Source organism: Massilibacteroides vaginae, assembly GCF_900178525.1.
Taxonomy (GTDB): domain Bacteria; phylum Bacteroidota; class Bacteroidia; order Bacteroidales; family Tannerellaceae; genus Massilibacteroides; species Massilibacteroides vaginae.
Map to the genome: position 1 here is coordinate 187,543 of NZ_FXDJ01000008.1, position 18,436 is coordinate 205,978.

Here is an 18,436-nt window from a genome sequence, read left to right on the forward strand (position 1 = left end):
TATTAAATATGAATAAGATATTATTAGGATTAGCTTTTTGTGGTTTCGTAGGATTTGCTACGTCATGTGACAGCTTCCTTGAAGAGAACCCAAAATCAGAGAAAGGTATCAAAGAAAATTTCAAAAGCCCATCTGACGCTAAAAGTGCCGTTAATGGTCTGTATAGAAAAGGATTCCCTGAATTTTTCGGTAATAACGGCGTTTATATGCCGGTTAGCGCAACTTTAGGTGGATTTATATCCGGTTTCTATGATAATGAATATAAAGGACAAGAAGTTGTTTGCGACTATAGCCAAAAGTTGTCTATAACTTCTGAAAACATCTCCGGAACGTTGGATACCGAATGGAACAACACGTATGAGGCTATTTCAAGAGCAAATAACGCAATTAAATATTTGCCTGAAACTCCCGGACTAAGTGATAAGGAAAGAGCTCAATTATTGGCAGAATCTAAATTTTTCCGTGCTTTGAACTATTTCCATTTAGTAAGATTTTTTGGTGATGTGCCTTTGGTTCTTGAACCTTATGAATCATTGAACGATATATATCGTGAACGTACTCCATCTTCTGAAGTATACAATCAGATTGTAAAGGATTTAACTGAAGCATCAGCTGATCTGCCTAACGAAGCATTTACATCAAATGCGCATAGAATTTCGCAGAATACTGTTGAAACAATCTTAGCTCATGTTTACTTAACGATGAGTGGATATCCTGTTCAGCAAAATTCTTATGCTGCCGCAGCAACTGCCGCACGCAAAGTAATCAATAATGGCAAACATAAATTGATTGAGAACGGTTCAACTCCGGAAACAAGTGCTTACAATGTTATTCGCACAGAAGATAACAATGCTGAATATATCTATACTTATGAGTCTGATGCAACCATTTCGTCAAACGCACGTCCGCAATGGTCTATGCCGAATGAATCAGCAACATGGGGTATTTTTAAATACTCTATCACAAACAATGCTTATCGCCCAATTCAGGAATACCTGAATATCTACGATCCGGCAAAAGACTTGAGAATTCAGGAACGTCAGTTCTTTCATAGTGAGTATACGTATGAAAAGGATGGCGAAACTATCCATAAGAAATTTACCAGTGGAGTTGCTCCATGGATTTTTTATGACGAAGATGCTTTGTTGAATACAGGTCGTAGTGGTAAAGATTATGCGATCTACCGTTATGCTGAAGTTTTATTAATTGCTGCCGAAGCAATCGCTCAATCTGAAGGTGTTACTTCTGAAGCGGTTAAATATTTAGCTGACGTTCGTTCAAGAGCCTATACAACTACTAATCGTACAGAGATTGAAAGTGCTTTGCAAGGATTGTCTAAAGATGATTTTGTAAAAGAAGTTTTGATTGAAAGAATGAGAGAACTTCCTTATGAAATGCGTATTTGGCAAGATATTCAACGTACTCGTTTGTATCCAACAACCTCTTCTTCTGCAAAAGGGAAAGTTAATTTTATCAATGTAATAGGAGCAAAGAATCCTTGGGGACAAACATTTAAAGAGTCTCATCTGTTATGGCCTATTTCAAAGAATGAAATGCAACGCAATCCTTCTTTGGTTCAAAACCCTGGTTACGAATAATTTTAATTGCTTTTAAAGAAAGCCCGGGAGTAACCCTTCCGGGCTTTTTATATTAAATCCATTAACAAGGGATTGTCTTAAATTTTAATTAGGAGAATGTTTTTCGTTTCTTTGCAGAAAGAATAATCTTATATTTAAAATAGTAAGTTAAATCATGAAAAAAAGAAAAATCAGCAAATTGCTATTAGCCTTGGCAATTGCTTTTGCCTTTAAACCGGCATTCGCTGTCGGAGAAGAGGGCTTTGATCCGGTAGAATTTGTAAACCCGTTGATGGGTACGCAGTCTACTTTTGAATTATCTACCGGTAATACGTACCCTGCAATCGCACTTCCCTGGGGTATGAACTTCTGGACTCCGCAAACCGGTAAAATGGGTGATGGATGGGCTTATATATATACCGCTAATAAAATCCGCGGCTTTAAACAAACACATCAACCCAGTCCGTGGATAAACGATTACGGTCAGTTTTCTTTAATGCCGGTAGTAGGGACTCCGGAGTTTGATCAGGATAAGCGTGCCAGCTGGTTCTCTCACAAAAGCGAAGTGGCTAAACCTTATTATTATAAAGTATATTTGGCCGAACACGATGTGGTTACGGAAATCGCGCCTACTGATCGTGCGGCTATGTTTCGTTTTACATTTCCGGACAATGAGCATTCGTACATTGTTGTTGATGCTTTCGACAAAGGATCATCAGTAAAAATTATTCCGGAAGAAAATAAAATTATCGGCTATACAACGCGTAACAGTGGGGGAGTGCCCGAAAATTTCAAAAACTATTTTGTGATAGAATTTGACAAACCCTTTACTTATAAAGCTACAGTTGCCGATGCTGATGTGAAGGAAAACGTTTTAGAGCAGACGGTAAATCACGCAGGTGCCATTATCGGATTTAAAACAAAAAAAGGTGAAGTGGTTCATGCAAGAGTGGCTTCTTCTTTTATCAGTCATGAGCAAGCTGCTATCAACTTAAAGGAACTGGGAAATGATTCTTTTGATCAGGTAGCAGATAAAGGTAAAAAAGCTTGGAACGATGTGTTGGGTAAAATTGAAGTAGAAGGTGGAAACTTAGATCAGTATCGTACATTCTATTCTTGCTTATATCGTTCGGTATTGTTCCCTCGTAAGTTTCATGAAATCAATGCGGCGGGCGAAGTGGTGCACTATAGTCCTTATAATGGCGAAGTTTTGCCGGGTTATATGTTTACGGATACCGGTTTCTGGGATACATTCCGTTGTTTATTCCCATTCCTTAATATGATGTATCCTTCTATGAATCAACAGATGCAGGAAGGTTTGATCAATACGTATAAAGAAAGCGGATTCTTCCCCGAATGGGCAAGTCCGGGCCATCGTGGTTGTATGGTTGGAAACAATTCGGCTTCGGTTCTTGTGGATGCTTATTTCAAAGGTGTAAAGGTACAAGATCTGGAAACGCTTTATAAAGGCTTGATTCATGGAACCGAAAATGTACACGATAAGGCTTCATCTACCGGACGTCTTGGACACGAGTATTACAACAAATTAGGTTATGTTCCTTACGATGTGAAGATCAACGAAAATGCGGCCCGTACGTTAGAATATGCTTATGCCGACTGGTGTATCTGGAAGTTAGCAAAAGACCTGAAACGTCCTAAAAAAGAAATTGATCTGTTTGCGAAACGCGCAATGAATTATAAAAATCTGTATGATCCCGAATCAGGTTTGATGCGTGGAAAGAATGCAGACGGGAAATTCCAATCTCCTTTTTCTCCATTAAAATGGGGCGACGCATTCACGGAAGGAAACAGCTGGCATTATACCTGGTCGGTATTTCATGATCCGCAGGGATTGATTGACCTGATGGGTGGAAAGAAGAATTTCGTAAATATGCTTGATTCTGTATTTATTGTTCCACCATTATTTGACGATAGCTATTATGGACAGGTTATTCATGAGATTCGTGAAATGACGATTATGAATATGGGTAACTATGCGCACGGTAACCAGCCGATTCAACACATGATTTATATGTATAACTATGCCGGTGAACCCTGGAAAGCTCAATATTGGTTGCGCGAAGTTATGAACAGAATGTACACGCCGGGACCTGATGGCTATTGTGGAGATGAAGACAACGGACAAACTTCCGCCTGGTATGTTTTCTCTGCTTTAGGTTTCTATCCTGTATGTCCGGGAACTGACGAATATGTGATGGGAGCACCATTGTTTAAGAAAGCTACATTGCACTTCGAGAATGGTAAAAAATTTGTAATCAACGCACCGGAAAACAACAGCAAGAATGTTTATATGGAGTCTGTAAAACTTAACGGACAAAACTATACGAAAAACTATCTGAAACATGCTGATCTGCATAACGGTGGTGTGCTTGACGTAAAAATGAGCGATAAACCGGCCACAAACAGAGGTGTTAACGCTGAAGATTTTCCTTACTCGTTCTCCGTGAATGAAAAGAAAAAATAAGTTATGAAGAAAATTTTAATCGCATCTTTAGTATTACTTGGCTTTGCATCCTGTCAAACACAGGATGCAAACAAAAAGTCTCTCATGACACCCGTAGACTATGTAAATCCGTACATGGGGAATATCAGTCACCTTTTGGTTCCTACTTATCCAACAGTTCATTTGCCGAACAGTATGCTTCGTGTTTATCCCGAACGTGCTGATTATACGGGCGACATGTTGAATGGGTTACCATTAATAGTTACAAGTCACCGGGGTAGTTCTGCCTTTAACCTCAGTCCGGTAAGCGGCGAAATTCAGCAAGCACAATCCATTGTGCAATACAGCTACGATCAGGAAGTGATCAAGCCATATCGCTATCAGGTATATCTGGATGATGCTGGAGTGCAGGTGGATTATGCGCCATCGTCGCAAAGTGCAGTTTATACAATTGAATTCGGCTCGGATGCTCCGGCTCACCTTATTTTCAACAGTCGTAATGGTGCGTTGAAAATAAAAGATAATTCAGTGAGAGGATTCCAATACGTCGATAAAACAACAAAAGTGTATCTCTATGCCGAAACCGAACAAACACCGGAGAAATCGGGTGTGGTGAAAGAAGGAAACACGGTGTACAGCGAAACAACAGTGGAAGGACAAAATGCCGCTGCTATTCTATCGTTTACAGTTGGAACACAGAAAGTTAACCTCCGTTATGGTATTTCTTTTATCAGCGAAGAACAGGCTAAGAAAAATCTGGAACGTGAAATAAATACCTACAATGTTGAAACTATTGCTGAAGCCGGACGAACTATCTGGAATGAAGCCTTAGGCAAGATCAGTGTAGAGAGTGGGGCAGAGGAAGACATGATTGTTTTCTATACCTCATTGTATCGTTGCTTTGAACGCCCGGTATGTTTGAGCGAAGACGGTCACTATTACAGTGCTTTCGATGGCAATATTCACGCTGACGAAGGTCGTCCTTTTTATACCGACGATTGGATTTGGGATACCTATCGCGCAACACATCCGTTGCGTATATTGATTGATCCGAAACGGGAAAACGATATGATCAATTCATTCCTGTTGATGGCTCAACAAATGGGAGACGATTGGATGCCAACCTTCCCGGAAGTAACCGGAGACTCAAGAAGAATGAATTCAAACCACGGTGTAGCAACCGTAATCGATGCTTATCTGAAGGGCGTTCGCGGTTTTGATCTGGAATATGCCTATGAGGCTTGCCGAAAAGGGATTGAAGAAAAAACATTGATTCCCTGGACAGGAGCTCCTGCCGGTTGGCTTGATGCTTTTTATAAGGAACAAGGCTATTTTCCGGCCTTAAAACCGGGCGAAAAGGAAACTGTAGCAAATGTTTCATCATGGGAGAAGAGACAACCCATAGCGGTTACCTTGGGAACAGCCTACGATCAATGGTGTTTATCACTGATTGCCCGCGAATTAGGACGCACCGAAGAGGCCGATCATTATCTGGCTTGCTCATACAACTATCGCAATGTGTTTCATCCGGAAACCAAATTTTTCCACCCAAAAGATAAAGACGGCAATTTTATTGAAGGATTAGATTATCGTTACTCCGGTGGTTTGGGCGCGCGCGATTATTACGATGAAAACAATGGATATGTTTACCGTTGGGATGTTCAGCACAACATTGGCGATCTGGTAACGCTGATTGGCGGAAACAAATCGTTTACCGATGCACTCGACGATATGTTCAACACACCGTTAGGTATGTCTAAATGGCAATTTTACGCCACGCTGCCGGATCATACCGGTAATGTGGGGCAATTCTCAATGGCCAATGAACCCAGTTTGCATATACCTTATCTTTACAACTATGCCGGTCAACCCTGGAAAACGCAGAAACGCATTCGCGTTTTGCTTGATCAATGGTTCAGAAACGACCTGATGGGCGTGCCCGGCGACGAAGATGGGGGAGGGATGTCTGCTTTTGTAGCCTTCAGTCAGCTTGGTTTTTATCCGGTAACTCCCGGTTCTCCTACCTATAATATAGGAAGTCCGGTATTTCCGTATGCCAAAATAGATCTGGGCGAAGGTAAGTTTTTCGAAATAAAAGCCATAAATGCTTCAAAGGAAAACAAATATATCCAGTCTGCTAAATTAAATGGCAAAGACCATGATAAAGCATGGTTCAGTCATGAAGATATGGCTTCAGGAGGTGTTTTGGAAGTGGTAATGGGACCAAAGGCAAACAAAAATTGGGGTACAAAAACTCCGCCGCCATCGGCAGTAGCCAAGCCTTGAAAAGTGCGAAAAATAACTGCAAAATAGCCTCTTTGGAAAGTACTGAAAAACAAGTAGTTATAAAGCCCGAAAATATAAAGGTTATTTTTCAAAACATAAAGGTTATTTTTTGAAAAATAAAGGATATGTTTTAAAAGATAAAGGATATAAAAAAACAGCCCGATAATCATACGATTTATCGGGCTGTTTTTTGTTGCTGATTTAGCAATGTATTGCTTCAACTTCTTCCGTGCGCAGCGGAAGTTTCTTTCCTAACAATCTGGCGCCGGCTTCAGTGATCAGATAATCCTCTTCATTACGAATACCGCTAAAATCCTTGTAAGTTTCAAGCTTATCGTAGTTAATAAATTCAGTAAATTTATTTTCACTTCTCCACAGATCAATCAATTCCGGAATAAAATAGATTCCCGGCTCGATTGTTAACACAAAACCCGGTTCCAGTTTTCTGCCTAAACGTAATGACTTACGTCCAAATTGTGTACTTTTGGCTCTGCCGTCATAACCTACGTATACTTCTCCCAGATTCTCCATGTCATGAACATCAAGGCCCATCATGTGGCCAAGTCCGCAAGGCATAAACATGGCATGCGCACCGGCTTTAACCGCTTCCATAGCATCGCCTTTCATGAATCCCATATCTTTAAGTCCTTCAACAATGGTCTTAACGGAAAGGTCATAAACATCCTCAAAAAGCACTCCCGGGCGCAATGCCGCAACAGCCGCTTCGTGGGCTGCTATGCTAATATCATAGATTTCTTTCTGGCGGGAAGTAAATTTCTTATCAGCCGGGATGGTAGAAGACATATCGCCGGCATAGCCCATTTCTGTTTCAGCCCCGGCATCTAAAAGCAACATATCGCCACTTTTTATTATATTGCCGTGGTAATGATTATGAAGCGTTTGTCCGTTAATCGTGGCGATAATAGGGAAAGACAATTGATAATCATTGGCATAGGCAACCTGAGCTACAGCCGCGGCAACTTCGCTTTCTTTGATTCCCGGGCGCACCATACGCATAGCAGTCAGGTGCATATCTGCAGTAACAGTACAGGCTTTTTCAATTTCAACGATCTCTTCGTCAGTTTTATAGTTACGTTGATTTACAACACCTACAATAAAAGGAACGGAAGGTTTCTCTGTGCCCGGATAGATGCCCATCCAAGCCTGTAATTTTATTTGATGTTCGGCTCTGTAAGTAGGTAGATAATGGATTTCCTGTTTTTTGCTTTGCGCGTTCTTCAGGTAGTTTTGGATGTCTTTAGAAGGCAAAACTTCAGAAATTCCGGCAAGTCCGGAAAGTTCCTTCAGGCTTGGCTGAATTCCCATCCACACGATTGCGTCGATAGTCAGTTCATCGCCAAAAATTATTTCGCGGTTATTATCAATATCTATAATTGCTGATAAGCCGGCGTGAGCAAGCCCAAAGAAGTATAAGAACGTAGAATCTTGCCTGAAATGGTAGGTATTATCCGCATAATTCATTCCGCTTTCATCATTTCCCAAAAAAAGTAATAATCCTGATCCGATTGTTTCTTTTAATTTTGCCCGTCTGGCAATGTAAGTGTCTTTACTAAACATACGCATAAGTATCTGTGTTTTTAATGATACTATCAAAGATAAATAAAATCCAACTAAATGAATCGCTTATCTTATCTTTTATGTAATTTATAATCGCTATTATGTTTAATAGGATTATATAGCCTATACCGTATACTTATGTGAACTGTTTTTATGTTATTGGAAATCAATGGATACACGTGTTCCCTCTTTTTCTTTTGAAATAATTTTAACTTGAGCGCCATAAAAATTTAATATACGAATGGCTAAACTCAATCCGATTCCATTTCCTGAAAATTCGCGTGTATTGCTTGCTCTGTAAAAAGGTTGGTAAATATTTTCTAATTCTTTTTCGGGGATTCCTATTCCGTGATCAATAATTTCAAGCGTAGTGCCTCGCAAATCTAAATACACTAAGCCTTCGGAATATTTACAGGCATTCCCAATCAAGTTATCCAAGGCCATTCTCAACAATTGCGGATTGGCCTCGATTGTAAGTGCAAAATTATCCATGGAAAAATGGACTCTTCCCTGCGCGTATTCCATCAATAAATTGGCAAGTTGAATGGGTTCAGTGTTGTTGTTCAACATTTCTTTTTCGCCATGCGCCAGAAACAATAAGTGTTTCATTAACAGGATCATTCGCTTTGTTTCGGAAGCAATTCGCCTTAAAGCGTTTTGATATTCAGTTGGGGTGCGCTCTTTCATCAGGCTTATTTCGCACTCTCCCTGTATGGCTGTAAGTGGATTGTTTACTTCATGCGAGGCATTCCGTATAAAGGCTTTTTCACTTTCGTAGGCATGGTCTATTCGTTCCGATATGCGTTTGGCGTAACGTTTACTGATGAAATAAACGGGTATGCCGCTAACACAAATAAAAAGAACTGAAATCCAGGCTATTTGAGTTAATACATCTTTCCTGATTGCTTCAATTATCTGCTTATCTGATAGTACATATTGTTCGTGAATCGTATTGATGCGGATTGAGACGACTAATGAGAATAGAATAAAGGCAATCATAATAACTCCTATGGTGACGCCTGTATAGAGAAATATTATTTTATTATTGGGCTTCATGCTTCCATCATATAGCCTATTCCGACAACGGTTTGGATTAGTTTTTGTTTAAATCCCTTATCTATTTTAGCTCTTAAATAGTTTACATAAACATCGACAACGTTCATGTTTCGTCCGGCTTCCTTATCCCAAACTTGCTTCAGTATATCTGAACGGCTTAAAGCAGTTCCTTGATTCGTAATCAAGTATTCTAATAAGCGAAATTCTCTTACTGTGAGGTTGATAGCCTTTCCTTTTCTTAACGCCCTACGCGAATTTACATCAAGAATCAGATCGGCACAAGTATACGAATTTGCTGCATTATCCTGTGGTTTGATTCGTCTGGCCAATGCATTAACCCGGGCTTCGAGTTCCAGAAAGCTAAAGGGCTTAACCAAATAGTCGTCGGCTCCGGCATCCAATCCGTTTACAATGTCTTCTGTTGTGCCTAAAGCAGTTAACATAATAACCGGAGAGGTATATCCTTTTAACTGTCTGAATTCTTTACATAGTTCCAACCCGTTTTTTTTAGGCATCATTATGTCGAGAATCAGGATGTCAAAATCTTCTTTCTTGATGAATTCCCAACCTTCGGCACCGTCAAACGCTACTGTAACTTCATGATTGGATTCTTGCAATCCTCTTTCGATAAAGGAAGATATGTTTTTTTCATCTTCAACAAGCAGTATTTTGGCCATAAGCGATCTCCCCTACTCTAACTATTAATTATCCCAATAAGGCCTGTAAGCAACGAAATGCCCTGCTCCGGTTCCTAAGCCAATGAAAATTTCATCATACAGCAGATATATGCAATGTACTTTTTCATCTAAAACAGATAATAACATTTTTTGCGTCCAGGTATTATCCAAAACAGAATATTGCCAGATCTGACCGTTATTATCCACCACATAGATGTTGTCATTGTACATTACTCCACCAATAATTCTGGAAGCTCTTAAAGGTATCGATGCACAAGCATTCCATGATACACCAAAATCGTTAGAGAACCACATTTCCTTATTGTTTTGTGTTCTGTCCTTATTCGTAGATCCGAGACCGGCGTAAATGGTATTATTATTATGTACTACAGCAATCCCCCCGAATTGTGCTTTAGGAATATCCGATCTGAAACTCCATTTTTCGTCAAGTGAATTATACTGGCTTACTTCGTTGCTGATCACATCACCCTCCCGGAGTCCTCCAATATAATAAGCACTTTCCCCTAAGTTGCACCCTGCAGCAAATGCAATCGGATCCGGACTTAGCGCAGCATCTACCTTTGTCCAGATATTATCATACGTACTGTATTTGTAAAGATTCTTTGAATAGCTGTCCGAAGCATTTTTCCCACCGAAAATATAAGCTATACGCGAAACAACAACAGGACTTTGTCCGAATACGCCTTCTTCGGGATAACCCTTCTTGCCAATCCATTTGCCTTGTATATAGTTATAACGCCATAATTCGGTTGTATAGTTTGTGCCTTTATCGCCACCCAGAAGGAATCCGTCTACGTTGGAATGAAAGAAAGTACAGCTACCCTGTGTGAGTTCAATATCTAGTCCTTCAAGTTTCCTGTAAACATCGGGTGTTTCAATGCGTTTCACCTTTTCGCTATATACGGTCTTTACTGAATTTTTGGCATACGCTCTTATGTAATAAATAGTATTACCTTTCATTTTGCTTATAACACCCGAAAATTGTTTCTTTCCGGAACTTAACGGCATAATGTTATCTGTTGAATCGGGAGTAGCGTTTGTTGTTGACCAACAGAACCCTGATTCTACAACAGGACTACGTCCTTCATCTAATACAGTGCCTGTAATTTCCACAGTACCTTTTCCGAGGATATGCGTGTCACTGATGCGAACCAAAGGATAATCGCTTTTTACAGAGAATACGGTATCGGTTTCGCTATATGCAACACCAAACTTATTTTTTGCATAAGCACGAATGTGATATTCGAATTGATTAGATAAGTTTATTATTTTCCCTTCAAAAGCACCTGCACCTGCACCACAATGAATCGTGTCGTTTTCTATTGTAGGTAGTTTACCATCTTCTATTTTATAACAAAAACCTCTTTCCAAAACAGGTACGTCTCCTTCATTTTCAACTTTGGCTTTAAATGTTGCGTCATAGAAATTGATTTCTACAGCAGCTAATTGAGCCACTTTAGGTAAACCACTTGATGTGATAAAGCTTTTTTCTTCACCCCAAAAATAGCCAAAAGTATTTTCTACAAAGGCCTTTACATAATATGTAGTATTGGGATTCAGCATGGTTACATTACAAATAAATGAATCTTTTTCCATTTCACTATATATAATAGTGTCTGGTGTTGCTGCTCCTGATTTAAGAGAAAGAAAAACGCCCCTGTTCTTGATGCTTCCTTCACCATGCAGTCCTATTTCACCTCCAACATCAACGGTAGATGCGGTTACGTTTTTAGGTTCGAATGTAGTTACGGTTCCTAAACCATCCGCTGTGTTTACAACTTCGGTTTCACCTAATCCAATCCCTTTTTTATTTTTTGCATAAGGAGCAACGTAATACGTAGAATTGTTATCTAATCCCTCAATTTTTGCCGTAAAAACACCTTTGCCTTTTCCTACACTGATATTTTCAGCTTTTGTGGTATCAATAGCCGTGTCTTTACTCCAGTAAACCCCATATTCTGTAACCGGCATACCATTTTCTTTTAGCACTTCGGCCGAAATCGTAATGGTAGTTGCGGTTTTACCTTCAATTTTAAGTGTTTGAATTTCGGGTGCCTTTGCATTTATTATGTCAGTAGGTAGATTTGGATCTGAAAGACAGCTTGTCCAACAAATCAAACAAAACAAGGCAGCTATATGGAACGTATATTTTTTTTTCATTTGATTAAGCTCTTAGAAGTAAACACCAATTCCCGCATTTAGATCAACATATTTAAAATTCACAGTATGAAGTCCGGTACTTACAAATGTTTTTCCGAAGCTCCATATAAAATCAAATTCGGCAACAACACCTTTGTGAGAAGCTTCTATATTCTTACTCCAGCCTTCACTGCTTTTCTGATCGTCTTTATATATATTGTAATGCCATAATAAATCCCTCATTCCATAACCTACCCCTAAAGATGTATGGATCAGATCAGACCATTTGTAGATCACACCGGCGGTTCCTATATGGCAATTTATCTTATCCTTGTCAAAACTATACAATTCCTGAACGGGAGAAACAAAACCCTGATTATTGTTTTCCGCATCAGAGTTAGCAAATGACAGGTTGGATTTCATCCTTGCGTACCATCCCCATTTTTTTCCAAGAGAGCCAACGCTGATTCCAAAAGGGGCTTCTATAGAATAACTATAGCCGATAAAAAAAGTAGACTGTTTTTCCTTTTTAAGAACAGCCTGATCATACAACCCTGTCAGGTCCGTGTCTTTAGCCAGATAGGAAAGACGCTGAGTCCAATAGGAAGCCAGCGTTTTATTTTGAGGCACTCCGATTCCTTCTTTGTGATAATAGATTAGGTTTCTGATTGCCAGCGTATCATTTTCGGCACTTTTCGTAGTCAGACAGTCGTAACATTTTGTGACTAAGGAGCGCATGGATATTCTCATTTCCGGTTTCTGCATCCATATTTCAGTGATTTTATTAATGCTATACAGATCACAGTTTACAACCCCCTCTTCATACCACATTTTTGCATCACTGTAGTTAGCGCGTGCTAAGGCTTCATCACCTTTTTTATTATATTCTGTTATTTGTTGTCCTGTTACTGAAAAAGTAACCATGCTTAGAAATACTAAAATCCAGCCTTTTTTCATTTATTGTTAGTAATAAGTTAGCCCATTTCCTAATAATTCTCCACTTTCGCTATATATATCAAACAAATGATCTTCACGTTCGAAAGCTCGTCCGCTTTCACTTCGGCCAACTGTAATGTATTTGCATGGAATTATTTCTTCAGCTTTATCATTAATTGCGCCATAACGTTTCGTGACTTTGTTTGTGACGATTCTTAGCTTACCAAAGCTCATTTTAAAATCATACAATTCCATTTTCCGTTCGATTCTTTTTTCTGATTCTTTCAAATCACAGGAAATTAATAACCGTACGACCTCTTCCGTGATAGTAATGTTCTTTGCTTTAGTAAAGTCTTTTTTTGCTCCGTCAAAGTCAAATGTATTCATTTTTTCTTTACCTGAAGCAATAAGATTCTTATAAATTATTTCATTCTCTGCAATCGACGATTCTAAAGACGCATTATCCTCGTTGTGTCCGGTAATAGGCTGAGTTTCTTTTTCTGTTTGCAAAGGAGTGCTTGTTATTATTTCCTCCTCTTTCTCTACTCTTGTTTCCGGTATTACTTCTTGGATTTGCTCAATCTCCTCAGGTTTATTTTGCGGCAAGTCTTCTTCAACTACTGTTGTTTCATTATTTTCTACAGGTAAAGGGATATCTACCGGCAAATTGTCATCTGTTTCAAGGTTTCTCTGCACATTAGCATGCCCTTCCTGCGCGAAATTTTTCTGAAAAACATAAGATATAGCAGAAAAAACCACCGTGGAGAAAATAACGATAAAAGTTAGTAAAAGTGCTTTTTTCGTTTTTTGAACGGGTGTCAAAACAGGTGTCTTCGTTTTTACTTCTTTGTTTGTCGGTAATAATACGGTTTCGTCTTCAGTCTTTTCATAAGTTTCCTGAAGCGTATTTTTTTCCAAAGGTTCCTCCGGGGGAATATCCAATGCATTCAGCATGTCTGCGGCACACTGAAAACGATTTTCCGGAATGATTTCCATAGCTTTCAGAATGGCAGCTTCTGTTTTGGGTGTGATTTCCGGATTAATCTCCGAAGGTTTAATAAGCGGACGGGTAGCTCTTAATATCGACTCGGTAGGCACTTTTCCTGTAATCAGATTATACATTGTAGCACCCAAGGAATATATATCGGGACAAGGAGAAAATGTTTGCGTCCCTTCATCATCGTATTGCTCGATTGAGGCAAACCCTTTAGAGAGAGTAAGCATAGTCGTACTTGTCTCCTGCGAAGCAATATCGTATCGTTTACTTACACCGAAATCAATCAGGCGGGCGTTATCATTTTTGTCAATCAGAATATTACTGGGTTTAATATCCAGGTGCAGGATGCTGTTCTGATGAACAAACGACAAGGCCTCCCCTATCTGACGAGTGTATTTAAGTGTCTTGTTTTCAGACAATACGCCATTATTATCCAGCATATATTTCAAGGAACATCCGGAAATGTATTCCATAACAATATAAGCTGTATTGTTTTCCTCGAAAACTTCTAATACATTAACAATATAAGGATGACTTACATCGGATAATATCTTTGCCTCTTTGATTAGTTTTTCCTTAAACTTGGAAAAAAGAATCTTTCCTGTTTCAGAATGAACCTTAACCGCATTTGTTTCCTTATCACGATAACAGTAGTCTTTAAAGAAGTATTCCTTAATACATACAGGAATTTCAGTAGTTAATGCGCCTAACGGACCTTTTACTTCCGTAAACCACACACCATTGTAAGTTATGCCAAAACCTCCTTGGCCAACTACGTGTTTTAATTTAAATTTCCCTTTTTGAAGTATATATCCGTTAGGAAGATCCATACCTTTACTGACATTTAACAGTCAAAAGTACGTTTTTTAAATCAAAGAATAAAAGAAAGACCGAATATTTTCTGTTACTGTTCTATTGTCACGCACATTATTAATCGGGATAATATAGAACGAAAAATTATCTTTCGTTTTTCCATTACATTTTTCAATAATCCTATCTTTACAATTTTCCGGCTCATGTGTTCCATCAAATAAGGCACAGAGTTCATCATCATCAAACTGTTCCAGCACTCCGTCGGAACACAGAAAAAGGAAATCGCCTCCCTGAATATCAGTTAATACAGTTACATCCGCTTCCGTAGGATTTGCACTTCCTTGTATTGCCCGCAAAATTACATTGCGTTGCGGATGAGTTCGCATATCCTCTTTTTTTATCGTATTCAGCTTATAAAGGGAATTAACGAGTGAGTGATCTTCAGTTTGGTGTAAAATCTGTCCTTTGCGGAACTGATATATGCGGCTATCTCCCACATGGGCAACAACTACCCCTTTGTTGCCAATGTAAACCATGGCTAAGGTAGTGGCCATACCCGAAGCAGACGGGTTGTTAATTATATATTCCTGAAAATGAGCTTCAGTAAACCGGATTGCTTTATTAATTATCTCAGAATTTACATCTCCTTCGGAAAAGGAAGTCAGATAGGTTTGAAAAAGTTCGCATGCCATAGCACTGGCCACCTCTCCTTTGCTGGCTCCCCCTACTCCGTCGCAAACAATAAACAATTGCTGATTCGCATTGATTGTTTCCGGATCCGGATATATGGAATCCTCGTTATTCGCTCTCCCGCCTTTTTCAGAAGCGGCATAAGCTTGTCCTATCGTTATATGCATATAAATAACATTTATGCTTTAAATCGAAGACTGGTCCTGCCTATCACGATTTCATCATTATCATGCAACACGACCACCTCTCCGGCTTCAAGGTAATTGTTATTATATAACGTACGATTTTTACTGTTATTGTCAGAAAGATAGTGTTTATATCCTCCTTTTAAATCTTTTTTTACTTCTATGCTGATGTGACTGCGACTCATTAACTTGTCGGTTGTTTCTATGGGAAAAGTAACGCCTGATGTGGCGGATTTTCGACCAATCGTAATCAGCCCTTCATGCAAAGGGATCGTTTGTTCGGTAGTACCTGCATCTGCAGTTACAACAATAACACCCAATCCGGTTTTTATTGGCGTTAATAAAACCGTATCAGATGTATTATCCCCACTTTCTTCCGTGTTAAGAAGAGAAACAGGGATCGACTTTTTGCACTTCGGACATTTAAATGATTTTATTCCCTCCGGCAATTTGGTCTCATCAACTTTCAGGCCTACCTGACAGTATGGACACTTCAGCGAAATCATAACATCACAGAAATATCTGTGTCATCAATTATTATATCTGAAGAAATGATATCTGTCATATCCGAATCAGCCAGCATGATTGTATCATCTGCCAAGGTAATAAAATCTCCTTCCATAGCATCACCGTCTAAAGTAACGGCAGCGAATAAATCTCCATCATGATCAATATCAATGATCACAGCATCGCTTTGCATGCTTTCCACATCATTGTCTATTGTGACGAACGTGTATTCTGTATCTTTCCGCATAACAATATGTATTATATCTGTTACAAAACTATGAAAAGTTATTGATTAAATAGTTTAGATTTTCTTGCTAATAATCAAAGGGTTGGAATTCTTGTACAAAAGTAGGGCTTTCGGACACAAAACCTTTATTCTTTTGCCCACTTCGCTTTACAGGCAGGACACTGTTTCTTGTTTACCAAAGATTCCCAGGGAATTTCACCAAGAAAGGCGCCGCATTTGGGGCACACATAGTTAATTTTGAAGTTATCGGCCAGTATTTGGAGCTGTAAAGGGACTTTCGAAGCTTGTTTGGCTCCTAAATAGATACCTATTGTGGGGGCCAGAATGGTAATAAACAAACTGATTCCGAACATTTCGGGGCTGCCTTTTCCAAGAAAGCCGATTGTAACCCCTATCACTCCGGGCAAAGCAAAAGGAAGAGACTGGAATAACCTGGTTTTTAATTGGTTAGACGACTGTATCTTTACTTTTGCTTCAGTGTAAGTTTTGTAGATTTCTTTTAGTTTTCCAAACTCTTCACTGTAGTCGTTATTCGCATGCAGAAGCTCTTTCAGTGAATAAGTATCACTATTTCCAAACCTAATCCGGTCTGATGCAATTATATTCTTTTTCAGAATCTGAACATCATTAACAAAAGTTCCGTTTGTTGAATTTAAGTCTTCCAATATCCACCCTGATGATCCTTCGGAACACAAACGGGCATGCGTACGACTGACAGACGAGTTGCCTATCACCATATCATTTTCCGCTGCTTTGCCAATGTTTACAATCATTCTTCGCTACCGGGTTTATTCATTTCTTTCTCCAACGAATCCTTCAATACTTTTAAAGGTTCTTTTGAAACGATTAATTCTCGCGGCTTCCCGTCACTAGACAGTAGTAGTAGTTTTTGCTTTGGTAAGTTAATTTGTAATATATGATTCTTATTTATTATATGACTTTTCCCCACTCGGATTAAAATATTATTACTTCCGGATACTTGTTTTTCCAAAATATCTTCAATTTTACCAATATTTATAGCAAAGGTAAACTGAATACCGTTCGATAAATAAAGTTTTGTGTAATTCCGGTCTGCCTCAAAAAAAAGTATTTGTCCTATTTTTATCCGCAACAACTCATCTCTTGTCTTAATAATCAGATATCGCTCCATTTTGTTGGATAATTCTTATTAGATTCAAACTAATTACAAATTTAGCTTTTTAAAACTTAATGGCAAAATCAATAACGATAATTACAATTCATTCTAAAAATGTATTGGTTATTTTCCCCCTTATATCCTTTATTAAAATAAATATATCCTTTCTTTTTCTTTTTCTACAATTGTGGAAAAACAGTTCTATAGCTGTAGAAAAACTTTTCTATAGTTGTGGTAAAGTTTTTCTATATATATGGAAAAAGGAAAATATCCTTTATATAAACTGAAGTAACCTTTATTCTAATTTAAATATTCTTCTTATTTTTGAGCGCAATTAATTACAAAGTGAGTATGCAAAAATTGATTTCTTATCCATTATCTATTATATATTATCTGCTGTTTGGAGCTACGTTAGTTATCTTTCACCCTATACAATGGGTTTGTTTTAATATTTTCGGTTATCAGGCTCATAAGAAAAGTGTCGATGCGCTCACTTTTTTTCTGGTTGCCAACACCTATGTTTTAGGAACGAGGTATAAAATTGAGCATCCGGAAAGACTACCCGAGGGAGTGCCGTTAATAATCGCGGCAAATCACCAAAGCCTGTACGATATAACCGCTTTGGGTTGGTTTTTACGAAAAGTCCATCCTAAATTTATCAGTAAAATAGAATTGGGCAAGGGGATTCCCAGTATTTCGTATAATCTGAATCACGGTGGTTCTGTATTGATTAACCGTAAAGATGCTAAGCAATCGTTGTCTGCGATTAAACAGATGGCAGAATACATTGAAACCAATAAACGATCGGCAATTATATTTCCGGAAGGAACAAGAAGTTTGACGGGCAAGCCAAGACCATTTGCGGAAAACGGTTTGAAAATACTCTGCAAGTACGCTCCATCGGCTTATATGGTTCCCGTAACGATAAATAATTCATGGAAAATGACCCGTTGGGGCAGCTTTCCTATGGGATTGGGTAATAAGCTGACGCTAACTATTCACGAGCCTTTCCCTATTAAAGAAATGCCGTTTGAAACCGTTTTCAAAAGAACAGAACAGGCCGTAACCGAAGCGATTATATAAATTTTCCGGGATAATATTAGTATATTTGTATTATCTATAGCAGAT

15 protein-coding genes are annotated in these 18,436 nt (G+C 38.7%); 4 read left to right on the forward strand and 11 right to left on the reverse strand.

The window, feature by feature from the left end:
• Nucleotides 1-8 precede the first annotated feature (8 nt).
• The 3 genes from B9Y81_RS06175 (at nt 9) to B9Y81_RS06185 (ending at nt 6,327) form a co-directional block, all read left to right on the forward strand.
• The gene (locus tag B9Y81_RS06175; protein ID WP_085536132.1) at nt 9-1,598 is read left to right on the forward strand and encodes a RagB/SusD family nutrient uptake outer membrane protein; all 1,590 of its coding nucleotides are present in this window, start codon (nt 9-11) and stop codon (nt 1,596-1,598) included.
• Nucleotides 1,599-1,752: 154 nt separating this feature from the next.
• Nucleotides 1,753-4,062 carry a GH92 family glycosyl hydrolase gene (locus B9Y81_RS06180; protein WP_085536133.1) on the forward strand — a complete coding sequence of 770 codons (2,310 nt, stop codon included), beginning with the start codon at nt 1,753-1,755 and terminating at the stop codon, nt 4,060-4,062.
• Nucleotides 4,063-4,065: 3 nt separating this feature from the next.
• Nucleotides 4,066-6,327 (forward strand): GH92 family glycosyl hydrolase, encoded by a 2,262-nt coding sequence (locus B9Y81_RS06185; RefSeq protein WP_085536134.1) that lies wholly within the window; start codon nt 4,066-4,068, stop codon nt 6,325-6,327.
• 201 nt (nt 6,328-6,528) lie between these two features.
• On the opposite strand, the gene B9Y81_RS06190 is transcribed toward B9Y81_RS06185, so the two are convergent.
• From B9Y81_RS06190 to B9Y81_RS06240, 11 genes are all read right to left on the reverse strand, one after another.
• Nucleotides 6,529-7,905: an aminopeptidase P family protein gene (locus tag B9Y81_RS06190; RefSeq protein ID WP_085536544.1), complete on the reverse strand. Its 1,377-nt coding sequence runs from the start codon at nt 7,903-7,905 to the stop codon at nt 6,529-6,531.
• A 156-nt stretch (nt 7,906-8,061) separates the two neighbouring features.
• The gene (locus B9Y81_RS06195) at nt 8,062-8,961 is read right to left on the reverse strand and encodes a sensor histidine kinase (RefSeq protein ID WP_085536135.1); all 900 of its coding nucleotides are present in this window, start codon (nt 8,959-8,961) and stop codon (nt 8,062-8,064) included.
• On the reverse strand, nt 8,958-9,638 hold the full coding sequence (locus tag B9Y81_RS06200; protein ID WP_085536136.1) for a response regulator transcription factor: 681 nt from the start codon (nt 9,636-9,638) through the stop codon (nt 8,958-8,960). Before B9Y81_RS06200 ends, B9Y81_RS06195 begins: the two co-directional genes overlap by 4 nt.
• A 24-nt stretch (nt 9,639-9,662) precedes the next feature.
• Entirely contained in the window at nt 9,663-11,819 is a 2,157-nt protein-coding gene (locus B9Y81_RS06205) for a tRNA wybutosine-synthesizing protein 4 beta-propeller domain-containing protein (RefSeq protein ID WP_085536137.1), read from the reverse strand.
• Nucleotides 11,820-11,831: 12 nt separating this feature from the next.
• Nucleotides 11,832-12,722, reverse strand: coding sequence for a hypothetical protein (locus B9Y81_RS06210; RefSeq protein WP_139822898.1), 891 nt, complete (start codon nt 12,720-12,722; stop codon nt 11,832-11,834).
• A gap of 39 nt (nt 12,723-12,761) precedes the next feature.
• On the reverse strand, nt 12,762-14,561 hold the full coding sequence (locus B9Y81_RS06215; protein WP_085536139.1) for a serine/threonine-protein kinase: 1,800 nt from the start codon (nt 14,559-14,561) through the stop codon (nt 12,762-12,764).
• Nucleotides 14,562-14,597: 36 nt separating this feature from the next.
• Nucleotides 14,598-15,401 (reverse strand): PP2C family protein-serine/threonine phosphatase, encoded by an 804-nt coding sequence (locus B9Y81_RS06220; RefSeq protein WP_085536140.1) that lies wholly within the window; start codon nt 15,399-15,401, stop codon nt 14,598-14,600.
• Between the two features lie 11 nt (nt 15,402-15,412).
• Complete coding sequence (locus B9Y81_RS06225; RefSeq protein ID WP_085536141.1) at nt 15,413-15,925, reverse strand: DUF7836 family putative zinc-binding protein; 513 nt, start codon at nt 15,923-15,925, stop codon at nt 15,413-15,415.
• Nucleotides 15,922-16,173, reverse strand: a complete 252-nt coding sequence (locus tag B9Y81_RS06230; RefSeq protein WP_085536142.1) for a hypothetical protein — start codon at nt 16,171-16,173, stop codon at nt 15,922-15,924. The genes B9Y81_RS06225 and B9Y81_RS06230 overlap by 4 nt, the downstream gene beginning before the upstream one ends.
• Before the next feature lie 125 nt (nt 16,174-16,298).
• Nucleotides 16,299-16,946 carry an FHA domain-containing protein gene (locus tag B9Y81_RS06235; protein WP_085536143.1) on the reverse strand — a complete coding sequence of 216 codons (648 nt, stop codon included), beginning with the start codon at nt 16,944-16,946 and terminating at the stop codon, nt 16,299-16,301.
• Complete coding sequence (locus tag B9Y81_RS06240) at nt 16,943-17,323, reverse strand: LytTR family DNA-binding domain-containing protein (RefSeq protein WP_085536144.1); 381 nt, start codon at nt 17,321-17,323, stop codon at nt 16,943-16,945. The genes B9Y81_RS06235 and B9Y81_RS06240 overlap by 4 nt, the downstream gene beginning before the upstream one ends.
• A 336-nt stretch (nt 17,324-17,659) precedes the next feature.
• Between B9Y81_RS06240 and B9Y81_RS06245 the strand changes: the two genes are divergently transcribed.
• A complete protein-coding gene (locus B9Y81_RS06245) occupies nt 17,660-18,391 on the forward strand; it encodes a lysophospholipid acyltransferase family protein (RefSeq protein ID WP_085536145.1) in 732 nt (243 codons plus the stop codon).
• Nucleotides 18,392-18,436 lie beyond the last annotated feature (45 nt).

Coding starts and splice junctions, on each gene's coding strand:
- B9Y81_RS06215 (WP_085536139.1), bottom strand. CDS start 14,561: ATGGATCTTCCTAACGGATATATACTTCAAAAAGGGAAATTTAAATTA.
- B9Y81_RS06240 (WP_085536144.1), bottom strand. CDS start 17,323: ATGGAGCGATATCTGATTATTAAGACAAGAGATGAGTTGTTGCGGATA.
- B9Y81_RS06175 (WP_085536132.1), top strand. CDS start 9: ATGAATAAGATATTATTAGGATTAGCTTTTTGTGGTTTCGTAGGATTT.
- B9Y81_RS06185 (WP_085536134.1), top strand. CDS start 4,066: ATGAAGAAAATTTTAATCGCATCTTTAGTATTACTTGGCTTTGCATCC.
- B9Y81_RS06190 (WP_085536544.1), bottom strand. CDS start 7,905: ATGTTTAGTAAAGACACTTACATTGCCAGACGGGCAAAATTAAAAGAA.
- B9Y81_RS06245 (WP_085536145.1), top strand. CDS start 17,660: ATGCAAAAATTGATTTCTTATCCATTATCTATTATATATTATCTGCTG.
- B9Y81_RS06230 (WP_085536142.1), bottom strand. CDS start 16,173: ATGCGGAAAGATACAGAATACACGTTCGTCACAATAGACAATGATGTG.
- B9Y81_RS06225 (WP_085536141.1), bottom strand. CDS start 15,925: ATGATTTCGCTGAAGTGTCCATACTGTCAGGTAGGCCTGAAAGTTGAT.
- B9Y81_RS06210 (WP_139822898.1), bottom strand. CDS start 12,722: ATGGTTACTTTTTCAGTAACAGGACAACAAATAACAGAATATAATAAA.
- B9Y81_RS06195 (WP_085536135.1), bottom strand. CDS start 8,961: ATGAAGCCCAATAATAAAATAATATTTCTCTATACAGGCGTCACCATA.
- B9Y81_RS06180 (WP_085536133.1), top strand. CDS start 1,753: ATGAAAAAAAGAAAAATCAGCAAATTGCTATTAGCCTTGGCAATTGCT.
- B9Y81_RS06205 (WP_085536137.1), bottom strand. CDS start 11,819: ATGAAAAAAAAATATACGTTCCATATAGCTGCCTTGTTTTGTTTGATT.
- B9Y81_RS06200 (WP_085536136.1), bottom strand. CDS start 9,638: ATGGCCAAAATACTGCTTGTTGAAGATGAAAAAAACATATCTTCCTTT.
- B9Y81_RS06235 (WP_085536143.1), bottom strand. CDS start 16,946: ATGATTGTAAACATTGGCAAAGCAGCGGAAAATGATATGGTGATAGGC.
- B9Y81_RS06220 (WP_085536140.1), bottom strand. CDS start 15,401: ATGCATATAACGATAGGACAAGCTTATGCCGCTTCTGAAAAAGGCGGG.